This window comes from Halobacillus litoralis, from assembly GCF_009856445.1.
Taxonomy (GTDB): domain Bacteria; phylum Bacillota; class Bacilli; order Bacillales; family Halobacillaceae; genus Halobacillus; species Halobacillus litoralis.
Genome location: NZ_WMFA01000012.1, coordinates 61437 through 81435 on the forward strand (window position 1 = coordinate 61437; position 19999 = coordinate 81435).

The window sequence follows — 19999 nt, forward strand, 5'->3', positions numbered from 1 at the left end:
TTTTCCCCGTCTCTTTTTTTGAGTTTAAAAAGAATAATATTGAAAACATCCCTTTAGTTTTTGCGATTTAGGTCAAACTAAAAAGTACAGGAGGGATGCTTTTTGAAGCGCTTTTTAATCGTTTTTCTCATCTTTGCAACACTTTTCATTACAGGGCAGTCGGTGACAGCTGAAAGCGAATATAAAATCGTCCATAAAGATAAAATTACGGAAGATTGGGAAGTTCATGTCGATTATCCAAGGTTTGAGCATCTAGAAAGTAAAGGTCTCCAGGATACAGTTAATTTCCAAATCGTTCAAAAACTCGAAGATACGTTAAGAGACGTAAAAAGGGGAGCGGGGGAAATGATGGGTGTCCCTTATCTTTATTATGAAGAGACAACGGTGTATAAAGAGAAGACTTTTTACTCTGTCGTGATGACCTCTCACATCTCCAGAGGGAATCGCTATAATTCCACGGTCACTTCCATTAACTTCCAAGATAATCAAGGGGGTTCAATAAAAAAATTGAAAGACCTTGTCTATATCGGCCGGTTAAATAAGGAAGTGAAGAAAGCGTTGGAAGCTGATCCCGATATGTACTTGCAAGAGCCATTTGCTGGGGTGAGAGATAACACAGCTTTTTATGTGAAGGATGATCGCCTTGTGCTGGTATTTAATAAATTTGAGGTCGCTGCTGGTGTCCATGGAACTCCTGAGATTTCAGTGCCTTTAAAGGGGCTGCTTAAGGAAGAATTAGAGAAAAAAGTGCCTCCTTTACCTTCCTATACATGATCCACAAATGGAATCTTGTATTAGAGCAATTTTCAGGTTATATCCACATAATCCACAGGTGTGCAAGAGGGGTTTACCCACAAGAGGTGACTCGCTTAAATATTTGTACACCAATGGTTTTATCTATTTACTCACACTGTGCACAACCTTGTGGATAATGTTAATAACATAGAAAAGAAGCATAAGCGATGCTTATGCTTCCAACATTTCTTCTTCATTTTGTTCTCCGTAATAATGGAATAAATATTGATCTTTTGTAATGACATACAAATCATACACATCATCTGTACGGTTAATCCAAGAAAGCACTTCAGGGTAAGTTTCGTTTCCCATGGATACATAAGGAATTTTTAAAGCTGCTTTCATTGATCGGACATTGGTACGTCTGATTTTCATAAAAATAGCTTCAATATCCAATTGGAAAAATAATTCCTCAAAAAACGCTTCTTTAGCCAGTTTATTGTATCCTTTCCCAAAAAAAGGCTGCCCGATCCAGGTAGCTAAAAAGCCTTTATTTTCCTGTATATCGAAAAGGTTGATGGTGCCAATAGGTTGCCCCCACTCATCAAGGATGGTACGTGAAACCAATTCCCCCCGATCTTCAGCTTCTATGGTTTGTTTGGTCAAAAAGTAGAACTCGTCACTGGAAGATGCTTTGTGACGGACGTATGGAAACACTTCAGGGTGGCTCATCAACTCAAATAAAACCGGGGCGTCATGTAAGTCACGCTTTTTTAGCATAAAAAATCCCTCCTTGAATGAGGAGGGTGGTCCAAACGCATAGGAAATAGGCGTTCACTGGCCGGTTCGGACCACCCTCGAATTTTTATCAATTGCTCACAAAAATTCGGGGTGGGAATCGAACCCACTAGAACCAGTGCCATGACTGGTGGCGCACCATTTGCCTTCCCTACACCAAAAGCTTATAAAATATCATCTAAACTTATAATAATCCACTCGAAGAAAAAAGTGAATAAAAACTTTGTAAAATGGACGTGGATTTTTTTACAAATTCCTATAGTTTTTGTTGATCTGTTAAAACGGAAAATACAGCTAGTCGCTCTGAATAAGTGGAGGCTTCTTTATCATACGGTCCCGTACAAGTGATGAGGTTCAAACCGTGTGAATTTGAGGGACCGAAGATTTCCCTGATCGGCGCATCTTGGTAAGGATAAGATTCAATTCTGCTTACTTCAAACGTAAGTTTCATGTTTTCATCATACACATGAATTTCATCTCCTGGTTTCAAATCTTTAAGGTCATAAAAAACAGCTGGCCCGCTATTGCCATCTACATGGCCTGCAATGACTGCATTTCCTTGGTTTCCAGGCATTGTCCCTGGTTCAAACCATCCGACATCAGTTAAGCTTTTCGGTACCGCCATTCCTCCATCTGGTGTGTACCCGAGAGCCTTAACGGAAGCGTCCACATCTATCGAAGGAATTTCAATTCGGTCAGGCGTGATGCCGTATTGTTCAGATGAAGCCTGTACTGCAGGCGTGTAATTTTTTTTGATTGGTGCCTTCTCTAATTGATCACTGACTAGAGACTCCTTTTTAACTTCTACACCTTGGGTGCGTGTGGTTTCAGATGTAGAAAGAACCCTGGGTTCCTCTGCAGGTTCTTCATTCAGCCATTGAAAACTGATGAGAAATACGAGGAGACCCAGGGCTAAAGGGAAAAGTTTTTTTACCATTTATGCTTCTGAGCGCTTACGTGTCAGCATAAAGCCAGCACCCATGGCTAGTACACCTAGAAGAGCAGCATACATCCAAGCGTTTGATGTGGAATCAGCGGCTCCGCCAAAACCAGTGGCAGGCATCATGGTTGGCATAGCAGCAGAGTCTTGGAGAAGCAAAACTTCTGGATTATCTGCAGTTCCAACAGCAAATGCACTGTAAACTTTTCCTGCTTCAAGGTTTGTACCTGAAAGGTCAATCAACTGCGTTCCATCTGTTGTGCGCACTTCAAGGTCGTAGGAACCTGGATCAACTTCCATATAATCAGTGACCATTGGGAATTCGGCACCTGAGAATAAAGCATCCCCACCAATTGTACCTACATCAACAGCAGGAGCACCAGGAATGAAGTGACCGACACGGACTTTGGCTTTACCTTCGGTTGCTTCTGTAGAATCTTGGATGGCCTTCAATTGGATGTTTTCTAAGTTATCAATTGCTGCAGCTGTATAAGCCATACCTGCTTCTACATTTACTGTAGTTGAAATGACAGGTTCTTGTTCACCTTTTGTTCCAGCTGCATAAATCTCTACTGTATGTTCGCCGGCTGGCACTTCCAAGTAATCGGTAGCTGCTTTAAATTCAGCACCTTCAACAACAGCTTCATCATTCAAATACACGTCAACGGCAGGGGCGTCAGGTGATGCGTGCAGAACGCGGACCATGGCGTTCTGATCGTGGCTGTCAGCCAATACAGAAGGTGCGAAGATTCCCAAAATCAAAACAACAGCAGCTAATGAAGAAAATAATTTTTTCATGTTCCCACTCCTTAAATTTTTTATATCCATTGCCGGTCACTGAAACGGCAATTTCTAAAAATGGGGTTTTTACAACGCGTTGTAAAAATCTTGTACAAGTTTTGTATATTAAGCATATACACCCTTTGTAAAACTTTCAAACCTTTTGCTATGCTCAATATGTTTTTAGAGAACATAGAAAAACACCGGAAAATCCTTCCGGTGTTAGAGTGCTTCACTATTCTTGGAAATATACCATTTTTCCGTCAATCATCGTCCAAATAGGTTTGGAGAGATACTCAAAGGGATGGCCGCTCCATAAAACCAGGTCAGCATCTTTCCCTTTTTCAATTGAACCGACCCTGTCATCAACCCCCAGGTTTTTAGCGGGGGTAATCGTGATTCCCCGGAGAGCGTCCTCGATCTCAAGCCCTTCTCTTGCTGCGAGTGCTGCACATATGTTCAAGTATTGTATCGGAGTATAAGGGTGGTCCGTCGTAATGGAAACGCGGATTCCATGATCATGAAGGATTTTGTATGTCTGCCACGTTTTATTTCTGAGTTCAATTTTGGATGCTCTTGTGAAGGTTGGTCCGACAGACACTTGTAATTCTCTACCTGCAAGTTGATCCGCAATTAGATGTCCTTCTGTGCAATGCTCAATTCTTAAATCAAGATCGAACTCATCGGCCAGGCGTAAGGCGGTTATGATGTCGTCCGCTCTATGAGCGTGTATTCTTACTGGGATCTCTTTGTTCAATGCTTGAAGAATCGGTTTTACACGGAGGCCGGGTTCTGCGTCTTTCATAGCTGCATAGAAGGTCTCCCTTAGTGTCCCCATGATTCCAAGTCTGGTTATGGAAGCATTTTTAGACTGGGAGTGGATCCTTTTAGGGTTTTCCCCTAAAGCGAGTTTAAGGCCCGCCGTCTCTCTTAGAATCATATCGTTAATCGTATGGCCCACGGTCTTAATCACAGAGGTTGTACCACCGATCATATTTGCACTGCCAGGCATGATATGTGCCGTGGTAACTCCGGCTTTCCTGGCGTTAAAAAACGCTGGATCAAGAGGGTGAGCTCCGTCAATGGCTCTGAGGTGTGGAGTTACCGCCTCAATCGTTTCGTTTGCATCACTGCCAGCCCATCCCGTTCCCTCATCATAAAGACCGAGGTGAGTGTGGACATCAACGAAACCTGGGTATAAATCAAGACCTTTACCATCAATAAATTCTGCTTGTTCTGGTATTTCGATGTTTTCGCCGTAATCGTGTATTTTTCCGTCGACCACATGCACACATCCATTTTTTATAGAAGGAGATGTGATGGGGTGGATGTTCACATTTTTTATAACAGTGTTCATAGACATACAGCCTTTCCCTTCAATATACCATTATTATACTTTAAAAAAGCCTTTTGGATAACAAAAAGTGAGCAAAGCCTAGCTTTGCTCACTTTTTTATTTATTGAAATTTTGTTACTGACATCTCATTCCTCAGATTTTACTATCCAGCAGGTTGAGAGGATACTGGTTTACGAAATATGGGGAAGAGAGCGGAACATGCAGATACCACGCATCATAACTACTTCCAGAAGTTTCAGCATCAAGTTCTTACAGCACGACACCTGATTCAACTGGCCTTTTCCATCCGTGTTTTCAATTAGAATCTTTCTTAATTTCTGCTTCTATTCACATAAGGATAAAGTGGGTCTCTTAAATGAAATTCATAGGTTTCTCCATCAACAATTCCTAACACCTTGTCACTTTCATAAAGATCAAGCATGAACTGAGACATTTCCTGGGCGGTGTGGAATTGTGGAACGTTTTCTTCATAACTGAATTGTTCTGTATCCATAGACCTTTCCGCGAACTCTGTTTCTGTAGCCGCTGGTGCCAGGACTTTCACCTGCATAGGGCTTCCTTTAGCCTGGAGTTCCTGAGCAAGTCCTTCGGTGAAAGCACTGACAAAGAACTTCGTAGCGCAATAGGTCACAGCGCCACCGACAATCGTGTATCCTCCGCCTGAAGAAACATTAATCAATTGTGTTCCTTCCTGTTCGGCGTAATCTCTGACATACAAGGAGGATAGGATCGTTAAGGCTTCATTATTCAACCGAAGCATTTTTTCAATTTTAGGGAGTTCTTGATCTGATATGGAGTCGAAGTTTCCGAAACCGGCATTGTTGATCCAAGTTTCCACTTCATATTCCTTTGTTCGCTCATAAAAATCATACACTTGATCGTTTTCAGCTAAGTCTGCCGTCATGATGATCACGTCAATGTCGGCATTCATCTCATTGACTTTCGATTTTAACTCTTCAAGATTGTTCTCTCGTCTGGCTGTAAGAATAAGATTTTTACCTCGTTTAGCAAACGCCAATGCGGTCTCATAACCGATTCCAGAACTTGCACCCGTTATTACAGTATATGTCATTAAAAGTTCCTCCTTAGATTTAGTTCCCTTGGTCAGAGGGGCTTTATGAGCCCTCATGCGTGTTTACATCCGCTGTAAAATGTTCATCCGTCCGTAACCATTCAGCAGACGGCTGATCTCGCTTTCTAATAAAGGGGATATTTCCCGCCCTATGGATACGGGCATCAGGAAAGTATTTCCCACTTATCTCATCACTAACACCGGGAAATTCACCTACCAACATGTCTTTCGAAGATCAATCCCCCAGATAACATAGCCTATTTATTTAAAATGGACGACAGGGCAGGTTGTAATTCTGGATGATGGAATGTGTACCCAGAAGCCATCGTTTTTTTAGGAATCACACATTGCCCATCTAAGAGAAGTGTACTCATGTCTCCTAGTGCCACTTTCAAAGCAAAGGCAGGAGCTGGAATCCAATGCGGGCGGTTCAATACTTCTCCAAGTGTCTGTCCAAAATCTTTGTTTCTTTTCGGATTGGGAGCAGTTCCGTTTAAGGGGCCATGAATGTTTTTATTTTCGATTGCGAAATGAACGAGGCCGACTACATCATCAATATGGATCCAGGACATCCATTGTTCCCCTGAACCTAAATTTCCTCCGATCATCATTTTATAGGGAAGGATCATTTTCGGGAGCGCGCCTTCTTCTCCTAAAATAATGCCGAAGCGGACGTAGACCGTGCGAACTCCTTTCTCAGCTGCCTGTGAAGCGCGTGCCTCCCATTCTTCCACAACATTGGCTAGAAAATCATTACCGGGAACAGTGGTTTCCTCTGTGAATGTCTTGGTTTTTGATTGACCGTAATATCCAACAGCGGACGCGTTTACGAGCACCTCCGGCTTTTCTGGAAGAGCATCGATCAGATCCAATACGCCTTCGGTCGCTTTGATCCGACTTTCCAAAATGGATTGTTTCCTTTCCTCTGTCCAGCGACCACTGTTCAATGATTCTCCGGCCAAGTTCACAATGGCATCAAGTATAGGAAGTTCTTTTTCTGGATGGAAATCCTCTTTCAACCAGCCTACATACATCACTTGATCTGTGTTCTGGTACTTTTCCGGACTCCGTGTCAATATGTACACGTCATGCCCTTCCTGTACGAGCTTTTCTTTTAATTGGGTACCGACAAAACCAGTACCTCCTGTAATGGCGATTTTCATATTTATTCCTCCTGTCAGTATGAGGTTGTCAATAGTTTGCTCCATTTGATGCGGTTTGACGATACGCAAACCGCATTCCATGATAAAATATGGTCAAAGAGGTGAACCGGATGGCTAAACTTACTAAAATTACGACGCAGAAAAAACATAAGAGTAGATACAACATTTTTCTGGATAAAGGAAATGGAGAAGAGTACGGATTCAGTGTGGATGAAGACGTTCTTATAAAATACCGCCTCCAGAAAAACATGGAACTTGATGATGCCTTGATTAACGCACTGATTCAAACCGATACGCTTCATAAATCTTATACCCTTGCGATTAATTATTTAAGCTATCGCATGCGCTCGGAAAAAGAGATTCGTGACTATTTGAAAGACAAAGAGACGGACCCGGAACATATTGAAGAAATCATTTCGCGGTTGAACAAAGATCGATTGTTGGATGATCAGGAGTTCGCAAATTCCCTTGTGAGAACAAGGATCATGACTTCCAGCAAAGGGCCGCTTCTTTTGAAAAAAGAATTGTTGGATAAAGGGGTTTCTGCAGGGAGAGCGGAGGAAGCCATCACGATTTATTCTTTTGATAAACAATACGAAAAAGCAATGAAATTCGCTGAAAAGAAATTGAAAAACGATGGGAAGAAATCTTACCGTCAGCAAATTCAAAATGTACAACAGACACTAATGCAAAAAGGATATCAGGGAGACGTCATACAGGAAGTGGTGGCGAACTTGCCGGAAGATGAGAATGAAGATACGGAGTGGGAAGCGGTTATTTATCAGGGGGAGAAGCTGGTTCGCAAATTTCAATCCAAGGCGGAAGGGTATGAGTTGAAGCAGAAAGTAAAATCAGGACTATACAGGAAAGGTTTCACATTTGATCTTATTGATCGTTTTATCGAAGAGTATGTAAAGGAATAAAAAAAGAACAAGCCGTCTGACTTAAATGTCAGCCGCTTGTTCTTTTTTGCTTAAAAGTCCTTTTTTATCCAAGTCTTCGATTGCCTCATGCACATGATCGACAACCGTACTTGCTTTTTCCTTCACCTGGTCGTGAGCTGTAGACATGGCATAGCTGTAAGGAGTCATTTCAAACATGCTCAAGTCATTGAAGGAATCTCCGACACACGCGATTTCATCAGGTTGAATGCCGAAGCCTTCAATTAACTGCCTAAGACCGGTTTGTTTATTAATTGATTTAGGCATCATATCGACACATGTCTCATGTGAGACGAAACTGTCAATTTCCTTCCCGAACAACTCTTCAATTCTTTTGGCAGCTTTCATTACATCAGCTTCTATCCCGTGCAATGCAATTTTTGAAGGAGTAATCGTATGGCCGACCTTTTCGTTCAAATCCGGTTGAATGATGATATCATGAAACATTTGTTCAGAAATCATATCCACGAATCTGTTTGATTCCTTCGTAAACGTTTCATCAGCTGTAGAAACTGTTTTAATCATCGGTTCTTTGTCGACGGCCTGGATGATTCTTTGGGCCAGTTCCGAATCGAACGTTTTGGCATGAATCTGAGTACCTTCATTGTCAAATACAAAAGCTCCATTTTGACTGACACGATGTCCATTCACACCTACGCGTTTTAGAACCTCAATAATCTCATGGTCCATACGGCCGGAGGCGACAGCAAGTGGAGGGCCATCTTCAATCATGCGGTTCAGTGCATCAATGTCTTCATTTTTAATATAATGATCGGCACCAAGAAGTGTACCGTCAAGATCTGTGACAAATAGTTTAATCATTGTTTCATCTCCTCTCCGTGCGGGGCGTTTCCCAGCACCTAAATGATTGTACACGACGTAATCGCTTTCACACAAAGAGGAAAGCTTATTCCTTAGCCTTCCACTTGTAAAAAAAACAAATCAAATATAGGATAGAAGTTATGAGATGACTGAAAACGCTTTTAGTGTAATTTAAGTGGGGGACCATTATGGAAAAGCAGATAAAGATAAAAAAAGTGCTCAATAATAATGTAGTCATTGCTTCCCACCCAACTTATGAAGAAGTGGTGTTAATTGGGAAAGGAATTGGTTTTAACCGGAAGAAGGGAGACGAAATTTCTTCCGAAAAAGCCGATAAGACATTTTTGCTGAGTAATGAACAGGAAAAAGAACAATATGTGAGTTTATTACCGTATATCGACGAGAACTTGATTGACTTCATGAGTGATATCCTCCATCACGTCGAGTCGCGCATGGGGCAGGAGCTTAACCAGCATATTCACGTCGCTCTGACGGATCACCTGGCATTCGCTATCAACCGGGCAAAAAAGGACCTGCAGTTCTCCAATCCATTCTTGCTCGAAATTGAATCCCTTTATCCGAAGGAATATCAAATTGCGATGGAAGTCGTGACGATGATTTACGATAAAATGGGGATTCAATTTCCGGAAGGGGAGGTAGGGTTCATCGCTCTCCATATTCATAGTGCGGTCACAGACAAGACATTAAGGGAACTGAACCGTCATAACCAGCTCATCACACACCTTGTTCAGCTTGTTGAGGATACGATGGACGTTCAAATTGATAAAAAGAGCGTGGACTACCATAGACTCGTTCAGCATTTACACAGGGCCATCGACCGTGTTTACCAGGATGAAAACGTGGGGGATGAAATTCGTTTAGCTAACATGTTGAAAGAAGAATATCCAGTGTGCTATAATTTAGCTTGGAAACTGATAAAAGTGATGCAAAAGCAACTGAATAAACCTGTAGATGAGTCAGAAGCCATTTATTTGACGATCCATTTACAGCGTTTAACCCATAAAACCTAAAACGTACGTGTTACTGACACGATCAGGCATGAGTACATGGAGGTGAAGTGGTTATCATAGGGATAGGACTATCCTTATGGAACCCATTCACCTCTTGTGCTCATGCTTTTTTATTGTCCTGCTGTGAATAGCGGGACGAGCTATTATCCATAATCGGCGTCCACTCGTGGACGCTTATCGTTCCTTTTTTGTTGAAAACGTTTTATTTTTCTGACAAATGGATTTCATGGGGCCAGAGGCTTGCGTCACAAAATAAAAAGGAGGAAATAGAATGTTCAAGAATGCTTTCGGCACACTGCAAAAAGTCGGTAAAGCTTTAATGACTCCTGTCGCACTATTGCCTGCGGCTGGTATTCTGCTGGCTTTTGGTACAAGCTTTGCTCAAGACAACTTTGTTGATAAAGTGCCATTCTTCGGAACACCTTGGGTTCAAACATTACTTCAAGTAATGGCTGAAGCTGGAGGAATTGTCTTTGACAACCTGCCGTTGTTATTCGCTGTTGGTGTTGCCATCGGTTTAGCGAAAGGTGACGGGGTAGCAGGTCTTGCTGCGATCATCGGTTATTTGATTATGAATGTGGTTATGGGGGTACTCGGTAATGTTGATGCCGACATGACCTCAGATCCGGCCTATGCCGAAGTACTCGGTATTCCGACGCTTCAAACAGGAGTATTTGGCGGTATCATCGTTGGTATTTTGGCTGCTGCTCTTTATAACCGGTTCTTCAATATTGAATTACCACAGTTTCTTGGTTTCTTTGCTGGGAAACGTTTCGTGCCAATCATCACGGCTTTCTCTTCCCTTTTCCTAGGGATCATCATGCTTTGGGTATGGCCGTTTGCACAATCAGGGTTGAATGCTCTTTCCCACTTAATGTTGGAGGGGAACCAGACCATTTCGGCTTTCTTCTTCGGATTGATTGAGCGTTCCTTGATTCCATTTGGTTTGCACCATATTTTCTATTCACCATTCTGGTTTGAATTCGGATCTTATACAAACGCTGCTGGAGAAATTGTACGAGGAGATCAGACAATCTTCTTCGAACAGTTGAGAGACGGTGTGGAATTCACTGCTGGAACATTCATGGTTGGTAAATTCCCGTTCATGATGTTCGGTCTTCCAGCTGCTGCCCTTGCAATTTATCACACAGCTAAACCTGAACGTAAAAAAGTGGTCGGAGGTATCATGGCTTCTGCAGCCTTGACTTCTTTCTTGACAGGTATCACAGAACCAATTGAGTTCTCTTTCCTATTCGTTGCACCACTATTGTTTGCGATCCATGCTGTATTCGCTGGTTTCTCCTTTATGATTATGGAGATTCTTGGAGTTAAAATCGGACAGACATTCTCTGGTGGTCTGATCGACTTCATTCTATTTGGAGTACTTCCTAACCGTACCGACTGGTGGTGGGTCATCATCGTTGGTCTCGTGTTCTCTGTGGTTTACTACTTTGGATTCCGTTGGGCGATCCTCAAGTTCAACTTGGCGACACCTGGACGTGAAGACGAAGCAGAAGATGAAGAAGAGGATGGAGAAGTCGGCGATTTGCCGTTCGAAATTCTTGAAGCGATGGGTGGACAAAAGAATATCGACCACCTGGATGCATGTATCACTCGACTACGTGTTTCTGTAAATGATAAAAATGATGTGAACAAAAATCGCTTGAAAAAACTTGGGGCTTCCGGTGTTATGGAAGTCGGGAACAATATCCAGGCCATCTTCGGACCTGTATCTGATACCTTGCGTGGCCAAATGCAAGACATCATGGATGGTAAGACACCAAGATCAAGAGAAGATGCTTCTGAAATGAAGAACGCAGAAAAAGCAGCAGAAGCTCCGGTCACTGAAGGTGAATTGGAATTTGTAAGCCCAATCAAAGGAAAAATCATGCCGATCACTGAAGTTCCAGATCAAGTATTTTCTGGCAAGATGATGGGCGATGGCTTTGCAATTGAGCCGGAAGATGGTAATATTGTTTCACCGATTAATGGTAAAGTCCTTAACGTATTCCCTACAAAGCATGCCATAGGCCTTGAAGCTGAGAATGGCATGGAAATCCTGATTCATATCGGAATCGATACAGTCGGATTGAAAGGGGAAGGATTTACAGCTAAGATCTCTGAAGGAGACGAAGTGAAGCAGGGTCAGGCATTGATGGAAGTGGACTTGGATTACGTGAAAGAAAATGCTCCATCCGTCGTAACGCCGATTGTCTTTACAAACCTTCAAGAAGGACAGTCTGTAAACATCAAGGCATCAGGTCAAGTCAATCACAATGATCCAGATATCATTGAAATCAGTAAATAAAGAGGAGAGTTTATCATGGCAGAACAAACAATGAAAATTACAGCAGCTGACGGCGTCCACGCACGTCCAGCAACAGCACTTGTACAAGTCGCAGGAAAGTACCAATCCGACGTAAACATCGAGTATAAAGGTAAATCCGTGAACATGAAGTCCATCATGGGCGTCATGTCCCTTGGAATTCCGAACGGTGCAGAAGTGACGTTCAAAGCGGAAGGTTCTGACGAAGCGGAAGCTGTAGAAGCTGTAGTAGCAAAAGCAAAAGAAGAGGGTCTTGGAGAGTAAGTTCTTCAAGTCAAAAGAAGGGCTTGCCGTTATGGCAAGCCCTTTTTTATTATGATAATACCAGAGGATATGTGAGTCGCGCCGAGGGAGATGTAAGTCGCGCCAAAGGAGATGCAAGTCGCGCCGAGGGAGATGCAAGTCGCGCCAAAGGAGATGCAAGTCGCGCCAAAGGAGATGCAAGTCGCGCCAAAGGAGATGCAAGTCGCGCCGAGGGAGATGTAAGTCGCGCCAAAGGAGATGCAAGTCGCGCCGAGGGAGATGTAAGTCGCGCCAAAGGAGATGCAAGTCGCGCCAAAGGAGATGCAAGTCGCGCCAAAGGAGATGCAAGTCGCGCCAAAGGAATGCAAGTCGCGCCAAAGGAGATGCAAGTCGCGCCAAAGGAGATGCGAGTCGCGCCAAAGGAGATGCGAGTCGCACCTAAGGAGATGCAAGGGCACCAAAGAAGGTGCGAGCCGCCTCAAAGGAGATGCGAATATGCAAAAAAAAGTACCGTGCGAACAAGTCGCTCCGGTACTCTTTTCATTTGTGTTGTAAAGTTAACGATCGATGAATATTTCGTTTCGCCCATCATCTTCTGCGAAAATTTGTTCAGCGACAAGTTCCGGACCTTTTAACTGATTTGGATTGGACACATGATCGGTGTCATTCCAAAATGGTGTGTTCATTCCGCCCATATAAACGGCAGTCGCTGTTAAGGATGCGTCTTCCCATTCTTTGTGGAGGCTTTCGGTAAAGCCCCGTATAGCAAATTTGCTAGCACAGTATATGCTTTCATTCTTCTTCCCGCGTAAACCGGCGGTGGAAATAATGTTTAACACACGACCTTCCGTGTATTCTAACAATGGAATCGCAAGCTGGGTAGTCAAGATGGTACCTTTGACGTTCGTGTTGAACAGTTGATCGATCTTTTCTTCAGAATAAGATGAAAGCTCACCGAAATGACCGAGGCCTGCGTTGTTGATCAGCACGTGTAAGGAATCGATCTGTTTAATAGCTTCTTTGATCGATGATTGCTCTGTCACATCACAAATGAGAACCTCTGCTTTTCCACCTTCTTTTATAATTTCATTTTGAGTGATTTGTAAATGCTCAGCTGTTCTTCCTGAGAGATATACCTTATAGTTGTTCTCAGCGTAAGTTAAGGCTAAAGCACGCCCTAAACCTGTTCCAGCTCCTGTAATCCAAACATTCTTCATCCTTAATCTCTCCTTATCTGTACTGCCTTATATTCATTGTGGACAAACCCTGCTAAAATGTAAAGAGAGCTTGTATGGAGGAGGTTTCTATATGGAAAAAAGGTATAGTGAATATACACAAGAAGAGTTGCGTTCAGAAATTGCGGAGCTGACAGAAAAGGCCCAAAAAGCGGAACAATTAGGGATGGTCAACGAATTTGCTGTTCATGAACGTAAAATTATTATGGCTAGGTCCTATATGTTAAATCCAAGTGATTTTAAGGCGGGCGAGACATACGAGGTTGATGGTGACCCGGGTCACACGTTTTATATTGAATATATGAATGGTGTGTTTGCCTGGGGCTACAGGCAAGATAACCAGGGGGGAAAAGTAAGCAGCGAAGAAGAAGCTTTGCCAATTTCCATGTTAGGAAACAAATTGGATGGATAATAAAGAGGCCGGGCACGTGTTAAACGTGCCCGGTATTTTTAGTTGCGTTTACGTGCTTGGATTTCAGTGATTTGGTCTGCTTGCGTCTGTTCTGTTTCTCCATTCACACGGCTGCTCAAATGTTTGATGCTGCGGTGGGAATAGATGCCAGAGGCTTTTGATTTGAAATTACGTTTACCCATGGTAATTCCTCCCTACATCATTGACGTCACGGTGTCTCGATCTAGCTGCTCTCTCTTGAGGTTTGCTGTTGATTGTACCGTCTGGACGCTTCGCGAGATATTCGCTTTGGTCATCAGGTGCGTGCGTCATTTTAACATTAGGGAAATTCTTTGCCTTATTACGCATCAGTCATCCTCCTCATGTCTCTAGCTAGAGACAATATTAGTATGTACCTACTTTGAGCCTGTATGTGTTACAATGGCAGTGTAAACATTGCCAAATATGGAGTGGTCATATGAATGAAATGTACCAGCGTTTAGCTGAAAAATTATATCATCAGAATTCAGAACTAACTATAGACGAAGCAAGGACGTGGGTGGAACTTCTTTGGGAGGATTTTGAATCGACACGAGCCAAAGCTGGTCATGATTACCAGGGGAAGCAGGTCACTGAACAGATTGTTTTGCAGTGGATTCATCATTACGGTCCTAAGCTTCATGAGTTCGTCGCTACAAATCCAAAATACAAGAACATGCTTGAGAAAAAAGGGTATCTTCAGTAATAACACAGGATTTAAAAAAAGGAGCCTCTCCTCTTGAGAGACTCCTTCTTTTATGTTTTCCTCAAGCTTCTGATTCATCACATCGGGCTTACTTTATTCTGCAGTTTCTCTTCTGTAAATACCCATCCTGTATACGAATTGAGAATTTTTAAATCATCTCCATGCTCATCATCAATTTGAGCAAGCGCAACAAACGGATAGCGTCCCCGTGAGCGATATCGAAGATCAATGAACCTTACTTCTGTATATTCATCATAGTAACTCATCTCGTACCTGTACACGGGTGAAAATGATAAAAATGCTTTGATGTTATGATCAGTCAGAGCTTTCTGAATGACCGGATCATCATGATCGATCGGTTTATTGGTGAATGTATCAAGGATGGTTAAATGACCGTTTTCCGCCCTGCCAACGTAATAATGAGTGGGTGTAGTGATAGCTATCCTCCAAACATTCTGTTTCATTGTAGGGGAGGTCGCAATTTGTTTGACATCCTTGATGTTTTCATGAATCAAACGAACCAGTTCCCTTTTGTCAAAATACCTTTTCAGGTAATAGAGGGCAATGACAAAATATATAATCAGCCATAAAGTGCCTGGGTCCGCACCTAAATTCCATGCGACAATGCCTGCAATATGCAAAATGAAAATATATGGGTCGAATGTATTGATGAACCCATAAGCGACCCATCTGTTTGTAATAGGGCGATACGCTTGGGTACCATAAGCATTAAATACATCCACGAACACATGCAGGATGACAGCAAGAAAAGTCCAGAGCCAAAGGTGAATAAAGTTCACCTCAGGAGTGAACAGATAAATGATGCTGGGAATGGTGATCCCCCAGAGCATCACAGCAGGAATGGAATGTGTGATGCCGCGGTGGTGCCGAATGTAAACGGCATTATTCCTTAATTTTAGTACCGTGTCTGAATCGGGCGCCTGTGAGCCGATCATTGTTCCGATAAGAACGGCATTGAAAAGATTGGGGTCTGCATTGACGACAGGGTCAAGTGTAGCCAGTCCTCCTAATGCAACGCCCATGACGACATGTGTGCCTGTATCCAAATTCCATACCTCCTTTGGCAGGTCGGACGTTCCAACAGTAGTTTATCACGAAGGGTGAAGAAAGATGAAAAGAACTGAAAGAGTTAAACATATTTTAAATAACTTCGACAAGGAAACCTATAGAAAGGATTTAATTCGCTGGTTTAAAGAAGAGCAGCGGATTCTCCCATGGCGTGAAAACCAGGACCCTTACCGCGTGTGGGTATCTGAAATTATGCTCCAACAAACACGTGTTGATACGGTCATCCCTTATTTTAATCATTTTATGGATAAGTTTCCTACACCGGAAGCTTTAGCTAAGGCAGATGAACAGGAGGTCTTGAAAGCATGGGAAGGCTTAGGATACTATTCCCGTGCGCGAAATTTGCAAAACGCGGTAAGAGAGGTTGTGTCTGAGTACGAGGGTATCGTCCCAGCAGACGCTGAAGAATTAGGCAGCCTCAAAGGGGTCGGGCCTTATACGCGCGGCGCTATTTTAAGTATTGCCTATGATATACCAGAACCAGCAGTGGATGGCAATGTGATGAGGGTTTTATCAAGAATTCTTCTTGTTGAGGATGATATTAGCAAACAATCGACGAGGAAACTTTTTGAAGAGCTTGTGAAACAATTGATTTCTGAAGAGGATCCTTCTTCATTTAATCAGGGGTTGATGGAACATGGTGCCCTTGTCTGTACCCCTAAAAACCCTTCCTGCATGCTATGTCCTGTCCAAGAACATTGCAGAGCTTTTGACGAAGGAGTAGAAACCGAGCTTCCGGTTAAAGCCTCTAAAAAGAAACAGAAGAAAACTCCATACCTCCTCCTTCTCGTGCAAAATGAAAAAGGGGAAGTGCTGATCGAGCAAAGGCCGAACACAGGTCTGCTCGCTTCGTTGTGGCAATACCCTATGGTTCCTCTTGAGGACGTAGGTCTTGAAGCGGTTGAGCACTGGTTTTATGGTGAATATGGTTTGAAAGTGGAAGTTGGGGAATCCTTGGATCGTATCAAGCATGTTTTTTCTCATTTGATATGGGAAATGGAAGTCATCAAGGTTACTGTAAAAGCAGGAACACTTGATCATGAGCGTGCAACATTCATTGCACCTGAAGACATGGAAGACTATCCATTCCCGGTATCTCATCAGAAAGCCCACCCACATATCAATCGGTAACAGGATGAGTGCCGCTGGTCCAAGTAGCTTCTTGCTGCTCTAAACCTCCGCGGCGCTTAATTTCCTCATTGATTTCACGTAAAAGGGTGATCCCTTCAGAATTCAAATAGGGAGAAGACTGGGATAGGGCATAGTGAAAATATCCAAGCTCTTTTTCCTGCCACTTTTGTTTGGGTTCCATAGATAATGCGGATAAATCCCGTCCTACATACATAGACAGACCCTCCTTCACTCTTAATTTATGTAAAAAGTTTGAGGTCATACATGATAAAAGTCCCCCTGAATCTTCATGTAACAAACCTGTAAAGTAATTGTAACGAAACAGGTTTGTGCCTAATATGACAATGTTTTTGGGCAAATGTTGGTATTTGTAGAAGTTTTGGAGTATTTACAAATTGTTGGCATTTGTGAATAATAGGACATAGGTTATTTGACCAAACAATTTAAACAATTTATTACATAGGGGAGAGTAAAAATATAATGAATAAGAAGAAATTGGTGACGGCTGTCAGTGGAGCTTTGATCGGGGCATCTTTATGGGGAACTTCTGTTTTTGCTGATGAATTGCATAAAGTGAAATCTGGGGATTCACTTTGGAAGTTGAGTTATCAATATGACGGGTCTATTTCAGAAATCAAATCTTGGAACAGTCTTAATTCAGATACAATTTACATCGGGCAAACTTTGATTGTTGAAAAAGATTCATCAGCTACATCTCAATCTAGTTCATCTTCTTCTTCGAGCTCTAATGGTACATATACTGTTGAGTCTGGAGATTCCTTATGGTTAATAGCTAATCGTCATGGTATGTCTGTTTCTAAATTGAAGAGTCTTAACAATTTGTCCAGTAACATTATCCACCCTGGCCAAAAACTTTCCGTATCAGGAAGTACATCAGACTCCAGCAGTAACACGAGTTCTTCAAGCAGCAGTTCCAGTTCTTCACAATCTACAAGTACGTACACAGTACAGAGTGGAGATTCCTTGTGGTTGATTGCGAACAATCATGGAACTTCAGTTTCAAATCTAAAGAGTCTTAATGGTCTTTCTGGGAATATCATCTATGTAGGTCAAAAGTTGAAAGTTAGTGGTGAACCTACATCTTCTGGGTCTTCTTCAGATTCATCAGGCTCTAGTCATACATCTACCACAGATTCGTCTTCTTCAAACACAGGATTTGTAGATGGATTGATTCAAGAAGCTAAAAAGCATATTGGTACCCCGTATCAATGGGCGGGTACATCTCCTGCAGGATTTGATTGCAGTGGATTCCTTCAATACGTATATGCTCAGGAAGGCGTAAGTATCCCACGTACAGTTGCATCGATCTACGCAGACAGCAGAATGGATTCTGTAAGTGGTTCAAATCGTCAGGTTGGAGATCTTGTCTTTTTTGAAACTTATAAGCCAGGTGCTTCCCATGCAGGTATTTATGTAGGGAACAACAGCTTTATCCATACTGGTTCTACAAATGGTGTTGAAATTAGTTCACTGTCCAGTAACTACTGGAGTCAGCGTTACATCGGTACGAAAAGATTATCTCATTAATTTTAAAAACCGCTCCTTACATGGGAGCGGTTTTTTTTATATAAAAATTTTGTTTTTTGGAATGAAATGACCGCCTCCTGTACACAATAATTTTTGCGGAGGTGATAAACATGGCTAAGCAACCGAAACAAAACAAAACAGCAGCTGGTACAGACGTTAACCACGTGAAACAACAAAACCAACAAGCTGCACAAGGGAAATCCCAATACGGCGCTGAATTCGCTCAACAAACTGACGCGCAGCACGTACAGCAGCAGAACCAAAAATCTCAGGCTAAGAAAAAATAACCTGAGCGGTTGGTCGGTTGGCCAGGCTGCCCTTTAGCCTGTATCAATCCCCCGATTAAGAAGTCGCCCCTTTAGCGGGCGGCTTCTTTTATTTACATATCTTTTTAATATTTATTAAACAATATGGCAGGTTTCTTGAAGACTCAGTTTCGAGACTTTTGTTAAGTGAATGGGGGCTCCGGGGAATAACTCGCTTTCCGCGGGAGCGCGATGAGCCTCCTCAGGCTGACGCCTTCCGGGGTCTCACCTAGCACTCTTTTCCCGCAGGAGTCTCGCCATTCCCCTCCGCCCCCTAACCAAGGAAGGTTCTCGAAACTACTACTTAAAAGTCACTTGTATGGTTATGAGAAGTGAATGATATAAACTCTAGCCCAATTGACGTTTATCATAGGCAAATGCTTGGTACAAGGCACTTTATGCCAGCCTAGGGAAGAAGAATTGGAACCTTCCTTATGAATACAGTTGTTCTAATCATCCACTTCCCTCAACCATTCAAGCTGCCCCTGTTAGAAGTGGTTTCGAGACACTTATAAGGTAAAGGGGCGGAGGGAAACGGTGAGACTCCTATGGGACGCGTGGGACAGGTGAGACCCCGGAAGGCGGAGCCTGAGGAGGCTCACCGCCCGCCCCATGGAAAGCGAACCTTTTCCCGGAGCCCCTAGAATCCCACGAACATCTCGAAACTGAGTCTTCCACAATCGGGAGCTATTGTGGAATAAAAGGGGATGGTTTTGTTCGATACTCCTGTCTCTGGTCCAATTGTTTTCAATCCACTTCATTTGTCGTTATAATAGGTAGAAGGTGATATGGAATAGAAAGGGAAGGGGGGATTGTATGCCCGGCCCAGAAGCAGGTAAACGGATAGAAATCCAGAGCTATAAGCACAATGGGCAGTTACACAGAGTTTGGGATAGTACCACCATATTGAAAGGGACAAGGCACGTGATCATCGGAGCCAATGACCGTACGGAAGTAACTGAAAGTGATGGCAGAAGGTGGATCACCAGAGAACCGGCGATCTGTTATTTTCACTCTAAATACTGGTTCAACATTATCGGTATGTTAAGGAACGATGGAGTATATTACTACTGCAACATTAGTTCTCCCTTCGTCTATGAAGATGAAACGATTAAATATATTGATTATGATCTGGACGTGAAAATATTCCCTGATATGACCTATAAAATACTCGATGAAGACGAATATGAAATCCATAAAAAAAGGATGAATTATCCGCATGTGTTGGATCGTATCCTCTATAACAACATTGATATTTTAATCAGGTGGATTCGTCAGCGAAAAGGACCGTTTTCCCCAGAATTTATCGATCAGTGGTATGAAAGGTACTTAACGTATAGATAATGA

General features: G+C 42.7%; 23 protein-coding genes. 11 read left to right on the forward strand and 12 right to left on the reverse strand.

Features of this window, described 5'->3' with window-relative positions; translation table 11 throughout:
- Window positions 1–102: 102 nt before the first annotated feature.
- Window positions 103–774 carry an RsiV family protein gene (locus tag GLW00_RS18155; RefSeq protein ID WP_160916451.1) on the forward strand — a complete coding sequence of 224 codons (672 nt, stop codon included), beginning with the start codon at window positions 103–105 and terminating at the stop codon, window positions 772–774.
- Window positions 775–966: 192 nt separating this feature from the next.
- Here the strand turns inward: GLW00_RS18155 and GLW00_RS18160 are convergent, their stop codons facing one another.
- From GLW00_RS18160 to GLW00_RS18185, 6 genes are all read right to left on the reverse strand, one after another.
- Window positions 967–1515 carry a GNAT family N-acetyltransferase gene (locus tag GLW00_RS18160; protein WP_160916453.1) on the reverse strand — a complete coding sequence of 183 codons (549 nt, stop codon included), beginning with the start codon at window positions 1513–1515 and terminating at the stop codon, window positions 967–969.
- Window positions 1516–1789: 274 nt separating this feature from the next.
- On the reverse strand, window positions 1790–2470 hold the full coding sequence (locus GLW00_RS18165; RefSeq protein WP_160916455.1) for a class F sortase: 681 nt from the start codon (window positions 2468–2470) through the stop codon (window positions 1790–1792).
- Window positions 2471–3271, reverse strand: coding sequence for a DUF4397 domain-containing protein (locus tag GLW00_RS18170; RefSeq protein ID WP_160916457.1), 801 nt, complete (start codon window positions 3269–3271; stop codon window positions 2471–2473).
- 217 nt (window positions 3272–3488) lie between these two features.
- Complete coding sequence (locus GLW00_RS18175; RefSeq protein WP_439108904.1) at window positions 3489–4616, reverse strand: amidohydrolase; 1128 nt, start codon at window positions 4614–4616, stop codon at window positions 3489–3491.
- A 304-nt stretch (window positions 4617–4920) separates the two neighbouring features.
- Entirely contained in the window at window positions 4921–5682 is a 762-nt protein-coding gene (locus GLW00_RS18180) for an SDR family NAD(P)-dependent oxidoreductase (protein ID WP_160916458.1), read from the reverse strand.
- Between the two features lie 257 nt (window positions 5683–5939).
- Window positions 5940–6845: a TIGR01777 family oxidoreductase gene (locus tag GLW00_RS18185; protein WP_160916460.1), complete on the reverse strand. Its 906-nt coding sequence runs from the start codon at window positions 6843–6845 to the stop codon at window positions 5940–5942.
- Between the two features lie 110 nt (window positions 6846–6955).
- On the opposite strand from GLW00_RS18185, the gene recX reads away from it, so the two are divergent.
- Window positions 6956–7768: a recombination regulator RecX gene (gene recX, locus GLW00_RS18190; protein ID WP_160916462.1), complete on the forward strand. Its 813-nt coding sequence runs from the start codon at window positions 6956–6958 to the stop codon at window positions 7766–7768.
- A 21-nt stretch (window positions 7769–7789) separates the two neighbouring features.
- Here recX and GLW00_RS18195 read toward each other — a convergent pair whose 3' ends face one another.
- A complete protein-coding gene (locus tag GLW00_RS18195; RefSeq protein WP_160916464.1) occupies window positions 7790–8608 on the reverse strand; it encodes an HAD family hydrolase in 819 nt (272 codons plus the stop codon).
- Between the two features lie 188 nt (window positions 8609–8796).
- On the opposite strand from GLW00_RS18195, the gene glcT reads away from it, so the two are divergent.
- The 3 genes from glcT (at window position 8797) to GLW00_RS18210 (ending at window position 12229) form a co-directional block, all read left to right on the forward strand.
- Entirely contained in the window at window positions 8797–9639 is an 843-nt protein-coding gene (glcT, locus tag GLW00_RS18200; protein ID WP_160916466.1) for a glucose PTS transporter transcription antiterminator GlcT, read from the forward strand.
- 271 nt (window positions 9640–9910) lie between these two features.
- Window positions 9911–11947, forward strand: a complete 2037-nt coding sequence (gene ptsG / locus GLW00_RS18205; protein ID WP_160916468.1) for a glucose-specific PTS transporter subunit IIBC — start codon at window positions 9911–9913, stop codon at window positions 11945–11947.
- 15 nt (window positions 11948–11962) lie between these two features.
- Window positions 11963–12229: a phosphocarrier protein HPr gene (locus GLW00_RS18210; protein ID WP_089653809.1), complete on the forward strand. Its 267-nt coding sequence runs from the start codon at window positions 11963–11965 to the stop codon at window positions 12227–12229.
- Window positions 12230–12765: 536 nt separating this feature from the next.
- Here GLW00_RS18210 and GLW00_RS18215 read toward each other — a convergent pair.
- Window positions 12766–13425: an SDR family NAD(P)-dependent oxidoreductase gene (locus tag GLW00_RS18215; protein WP_160916470.1), complete on the reverse strand. Its 660-nt coding sequence runs from the start codon at window positions 13423–13425 to the stop codon at window positions 12766–12768.
- Window positions 13426–13516: 91 nt separating this feature from the next.
- Here GLW00_RS18215 and GLW00_RS18220 point away from each other — a divergent pair, with 91 nt between their 5' ends.
- Entirely contained in the window at window positions 13517–13855 is a 339-nt protein-coding gene (locus GLW00_RS18220) for a YfhH family protein (RefSeq protein WP_160916472.1), read from the forward strand.
- A 38-nt stretch (window positions 13856–13893) separates the two neighbouring features.
- Here the strand turns inward: GLW00_RS18220 and GLW00_RS18225 are convergent, their stop codons facing one another.
- Together GLW00_RS18225 and sspK are read right to left on the reverse strand one after the other, a co-directional pair.
- The gene (locus GLW00_RS18225) at window positions 13894–14037 is read right to left on the reverse strand and encodes a YpzG family protein (RefSeq protein WP_160916474.1); all 144 of its coding nucleotides are present in this window, start codon (window positions 14035–14037) and stop codon (window positions 13894–13896) included.
- Entirely contained in the window at window positions 14030–14203 is a 174-nt protein-coding gene (gene sspK, locus GLW00_RS18230) for a small acid-soluble spore protein K (RefSeq protein ID WP_089653803.1), read from the reverse strand. The genes GLW00_RS18225 and sspK overlap by 8 nt, the downstream gene beginning before the upstream one ends.
- 109 nt (window positions 14204–14312) lie before the next feature.
- Here sspK and GLW00_RS18235 point away from each other — a divergent pair, with 109 nt between their 5' ends.
- Window positions 14313–14579, forward strand: a complete 267-nt coding sequence (locus tag GLW00_RS18235; RefSeq protein ID WP_160916476.1) for a YfhJ family protein — start codon at window positions 14313–14315, stop codon at window positions 14577–14579.
- A gap of 77 nt (window positions 14580–14656) precedes the next feature.
- Here the strand turns inward: GLW00_RS18235 and GLW00_RS18240 are convergent, their stop codons facing one another.
- Window positions 14657–15646 carry a metal-dependent hydrolase gene (locus GLW00_RS18240; RefSeq protein WP_160916478.1) on the reverse strand — a complete coding sequence of 330 codons (990 nt, stop codon included), beginning with the start codon at window positions 15644–15646 and terminating at the stop codon, window positions 14657–14659.
- A 64-nt stretch (window positions 15647–15710) separates the two neighbouring features.
- Here GLW00_RS18240 and mutY point away from each other — a divergent pair, with 64 nt between their 5' ends.
- Complete coding sequence (gene mutY / locus GLW00_RS18245; RefSeq protein WP_160916480.1) at window positions 15711–16799, forward strand: A/G-specific adenine glycosylase; 1089 nt, start codon at window positions 15711–15713, stop codon at window positions 16797–16799.
- On the opposite strand, the gene yfhS is transcribed toward mutY, so the two are convergent.
- Complete coding sequence (gene yfhS / locus GLW00_RS18250; RefSeq protein WP_160916482.1) at window positions 16789–17013, reverse strand: mother cell protein YfhS; 225 nt, start codon at window positions 17011–17013, stop codon at window positions 16789–16791. The two genes, mutY and yfhS, sit on opposite strands and share 11 nt — an antisense overlap.
- 266 nt (window positions 17014–17279) lie before the next feature.
- On the opposite strand from yfhS, the gene GLW00_RS18255 reads away from it, so the two are divergent.
- The 3 genes from GLW00_RS18255 (at window position 17280) to ntdP (ending at window position 19996) form a co-directional block, all read left to right on the forward strand.
- Complete coding sequence (locus tag GLW00_RS18255; protein WP_160916484.1) at window positions 17280–18347, forward strand: C40 family peptidase; 1068 nt, start codon at window positions 17280–17282, stop codon at window positions 18345–18347.
- A 110-nt stretch (window positions 18348–18457) separates the two neighbouring features.
- Window positions 18458–18634 (forward strand): gamma-type small acid-soluble spore protein, encoded by a 177-nt coding sequence (locus GLW00_RS18260; RefSeq protein ID WP_089653790.1) that lies wholly within the window; start codon window positions 18458–18460, stop codon window positions 18632–18634.
- An 834-nt stretch (window positions 18635–19468) separates the two neighbouring features.
- The gene (gene ntdP, locus GLW00_RS18265) at window positions 19469–19996 is read left to right on the forward strand and encodes a nucleoside tri-diphosphate phosphatase (RefSeq protein WP_089653788.1); all 528 of its coding nucleotides are present in this window, start codon (window positions 19469–19471) and stop codon (window positions 19994–19996) included.
- Window positions 19997–19999 lie beyond the last annotated feature (3 nt).

Excerpts from the sequence above, each read along its gene's own strand:
- GLW00_RS18185 (WP_160916460.1), bottom strand. The coding sequence starts at position 6,845 with ATGAAAATCGCCATTACAGGAGGTACTGGTTTTGTCGGTACCCAATTA.
- GLW00_RS18170 (WP_160916457.1), bottom strand. The coding sequence starts at position 3,271 with ATGAAAAAATTATTTTCTTCATTAGCTGCTGTTGTTTTGATTTTGGGA.
- GLW00_RS18225 (WP_160916474.1), bottom strand. The coding sequence starts at position 14,037 with ATGGGTAAACGTAATTTCAAATCAAAAGCCTCTGGCATCTATTCCCAC.
- GLW00_RS18255 (WP_160916484.1), top strand. The coding sequence starts at position 17,280 with ATGAATAAGAAGAAATTGGTGACGGCTGTCAGTGGAGCTTTGATCGGG.
- GLW00_RS18215 (WP_160916470.1), bottom strand. The coding sequence starts at position 13,425 with ATGAAGAATGTTTGGATTACAGGAGCTGGAACAGGTTTAGGGCGTGCT.
- ptsG (WP_160916468.1), top strand. The coding sequence starts at position 9,911 with ATGTTCAAGAATGCTTTCGGCACACTGCAAAAAGTCGGTAAAGCTTTA.
- GLW00_RS18160 (WP_160916453.1), bottom strand. The coding sequence starts at position 1,515 with ATGCTAAAAAAGCGTGACTTACATGACGCCCCGGTTTTATTTGAGTTG.
- GLW00_RS18195 (WP_160916464.1), bottom strand. The coding sequence starts at position 8,608 with ATGATTAAACTATTTGTCACAGATCTTGACGGTACACTTCTTGGTGCC.
- GLW00_RS18220 (WP_160916472.1), top strand. The coding sequence starts at position 13,517 with ATGGAAAAAAGGTATAGTGAATATACACAAGAAGAGTTGCGTTCAGAA.
- GLW00_RS18165 (WP_160916455.1), bottom strand. The coding sequence starts at position 2,470 with ATGGTAAAAAAACTTTTCCCTTTAGCCCTGGGTCTCCTCGTATTTCTC.
- GLW00_RS18260 (WP_089653790.1), top strand. The coding sequence starts at position 18,458 with ATGGCTAAGCAACCGAAACAAAACAAAACAGCAGCTGGTACAGACGTT.
- glcT (WP_160916466.1), top strand. The coding sequence starts at position 8,797 with ATGGAAAAGCAGATAAAGATAAAAAAAGTGCTCAATAATAATGTAGTC.
- GLW00_RS18235 (WP_160916476.1), top strand. The coding sequence starts at position 14,313 with ATGAATGAAATGTACCAGCGTTTAGCTGAAAAATTATATCATCAGAAT.
- GLW00_RS18210 (WP_089653809.1), top strand. The coding sequence starts at position 11,963 with ATGGCAGAACAAACAATGAAAATTACAGCAGCTGACGGCGTCCACGCA.
- recX (WP_160916462.1), top strand. The coding sequence starts at position 6,956 with ATGGCTAAACTTACTAAAATTACGACGCAGAAAAAACATAAGAGTAGA.
- GLW00_RS18175 (WP_439108904.1), bottom strand. The coding sequence starts at position 4,616 with ATGTCTATGAACACTGTTATAAAAAATGTGAACATCCACCCCATCACA.
- mutY (WP_160916480.1), top strand. The coding sequence starts at position 15,711 with ATGAAAAGAACTGAAAGAGTTAAACATATTTTAAATAACTTCGACAAG.
- sspK (WP_089653803.1), bottom strand. The coding sequence starts at position 14,203 with ATGCGTAATAAGGCAAAGAATTTCCCTAATGTTAAAATGACGCACGCA.
- ntdP (WP_089653788.1), top strand. The coding sequence starts at position 19,469 with ATGCCCGGCCCAGAAGCAGGTAAACGGATAGAAATCCAGAGCTATAAG.
- GLW00_RS18180 (WP_160916458.1), bottom strand. The coding sequence starts at position 5,682 with ATGACATATACTGTAATAACGGGTGCAAGTTCTGGAATCGGTTATGAG.
- yfhS (WP_160916482.1), bottom strand. The coding sequence starts at position 17,013 with ATGTATGTAGGACGGGATTTATCCGCATTATCTATGGAACCCAAACAA.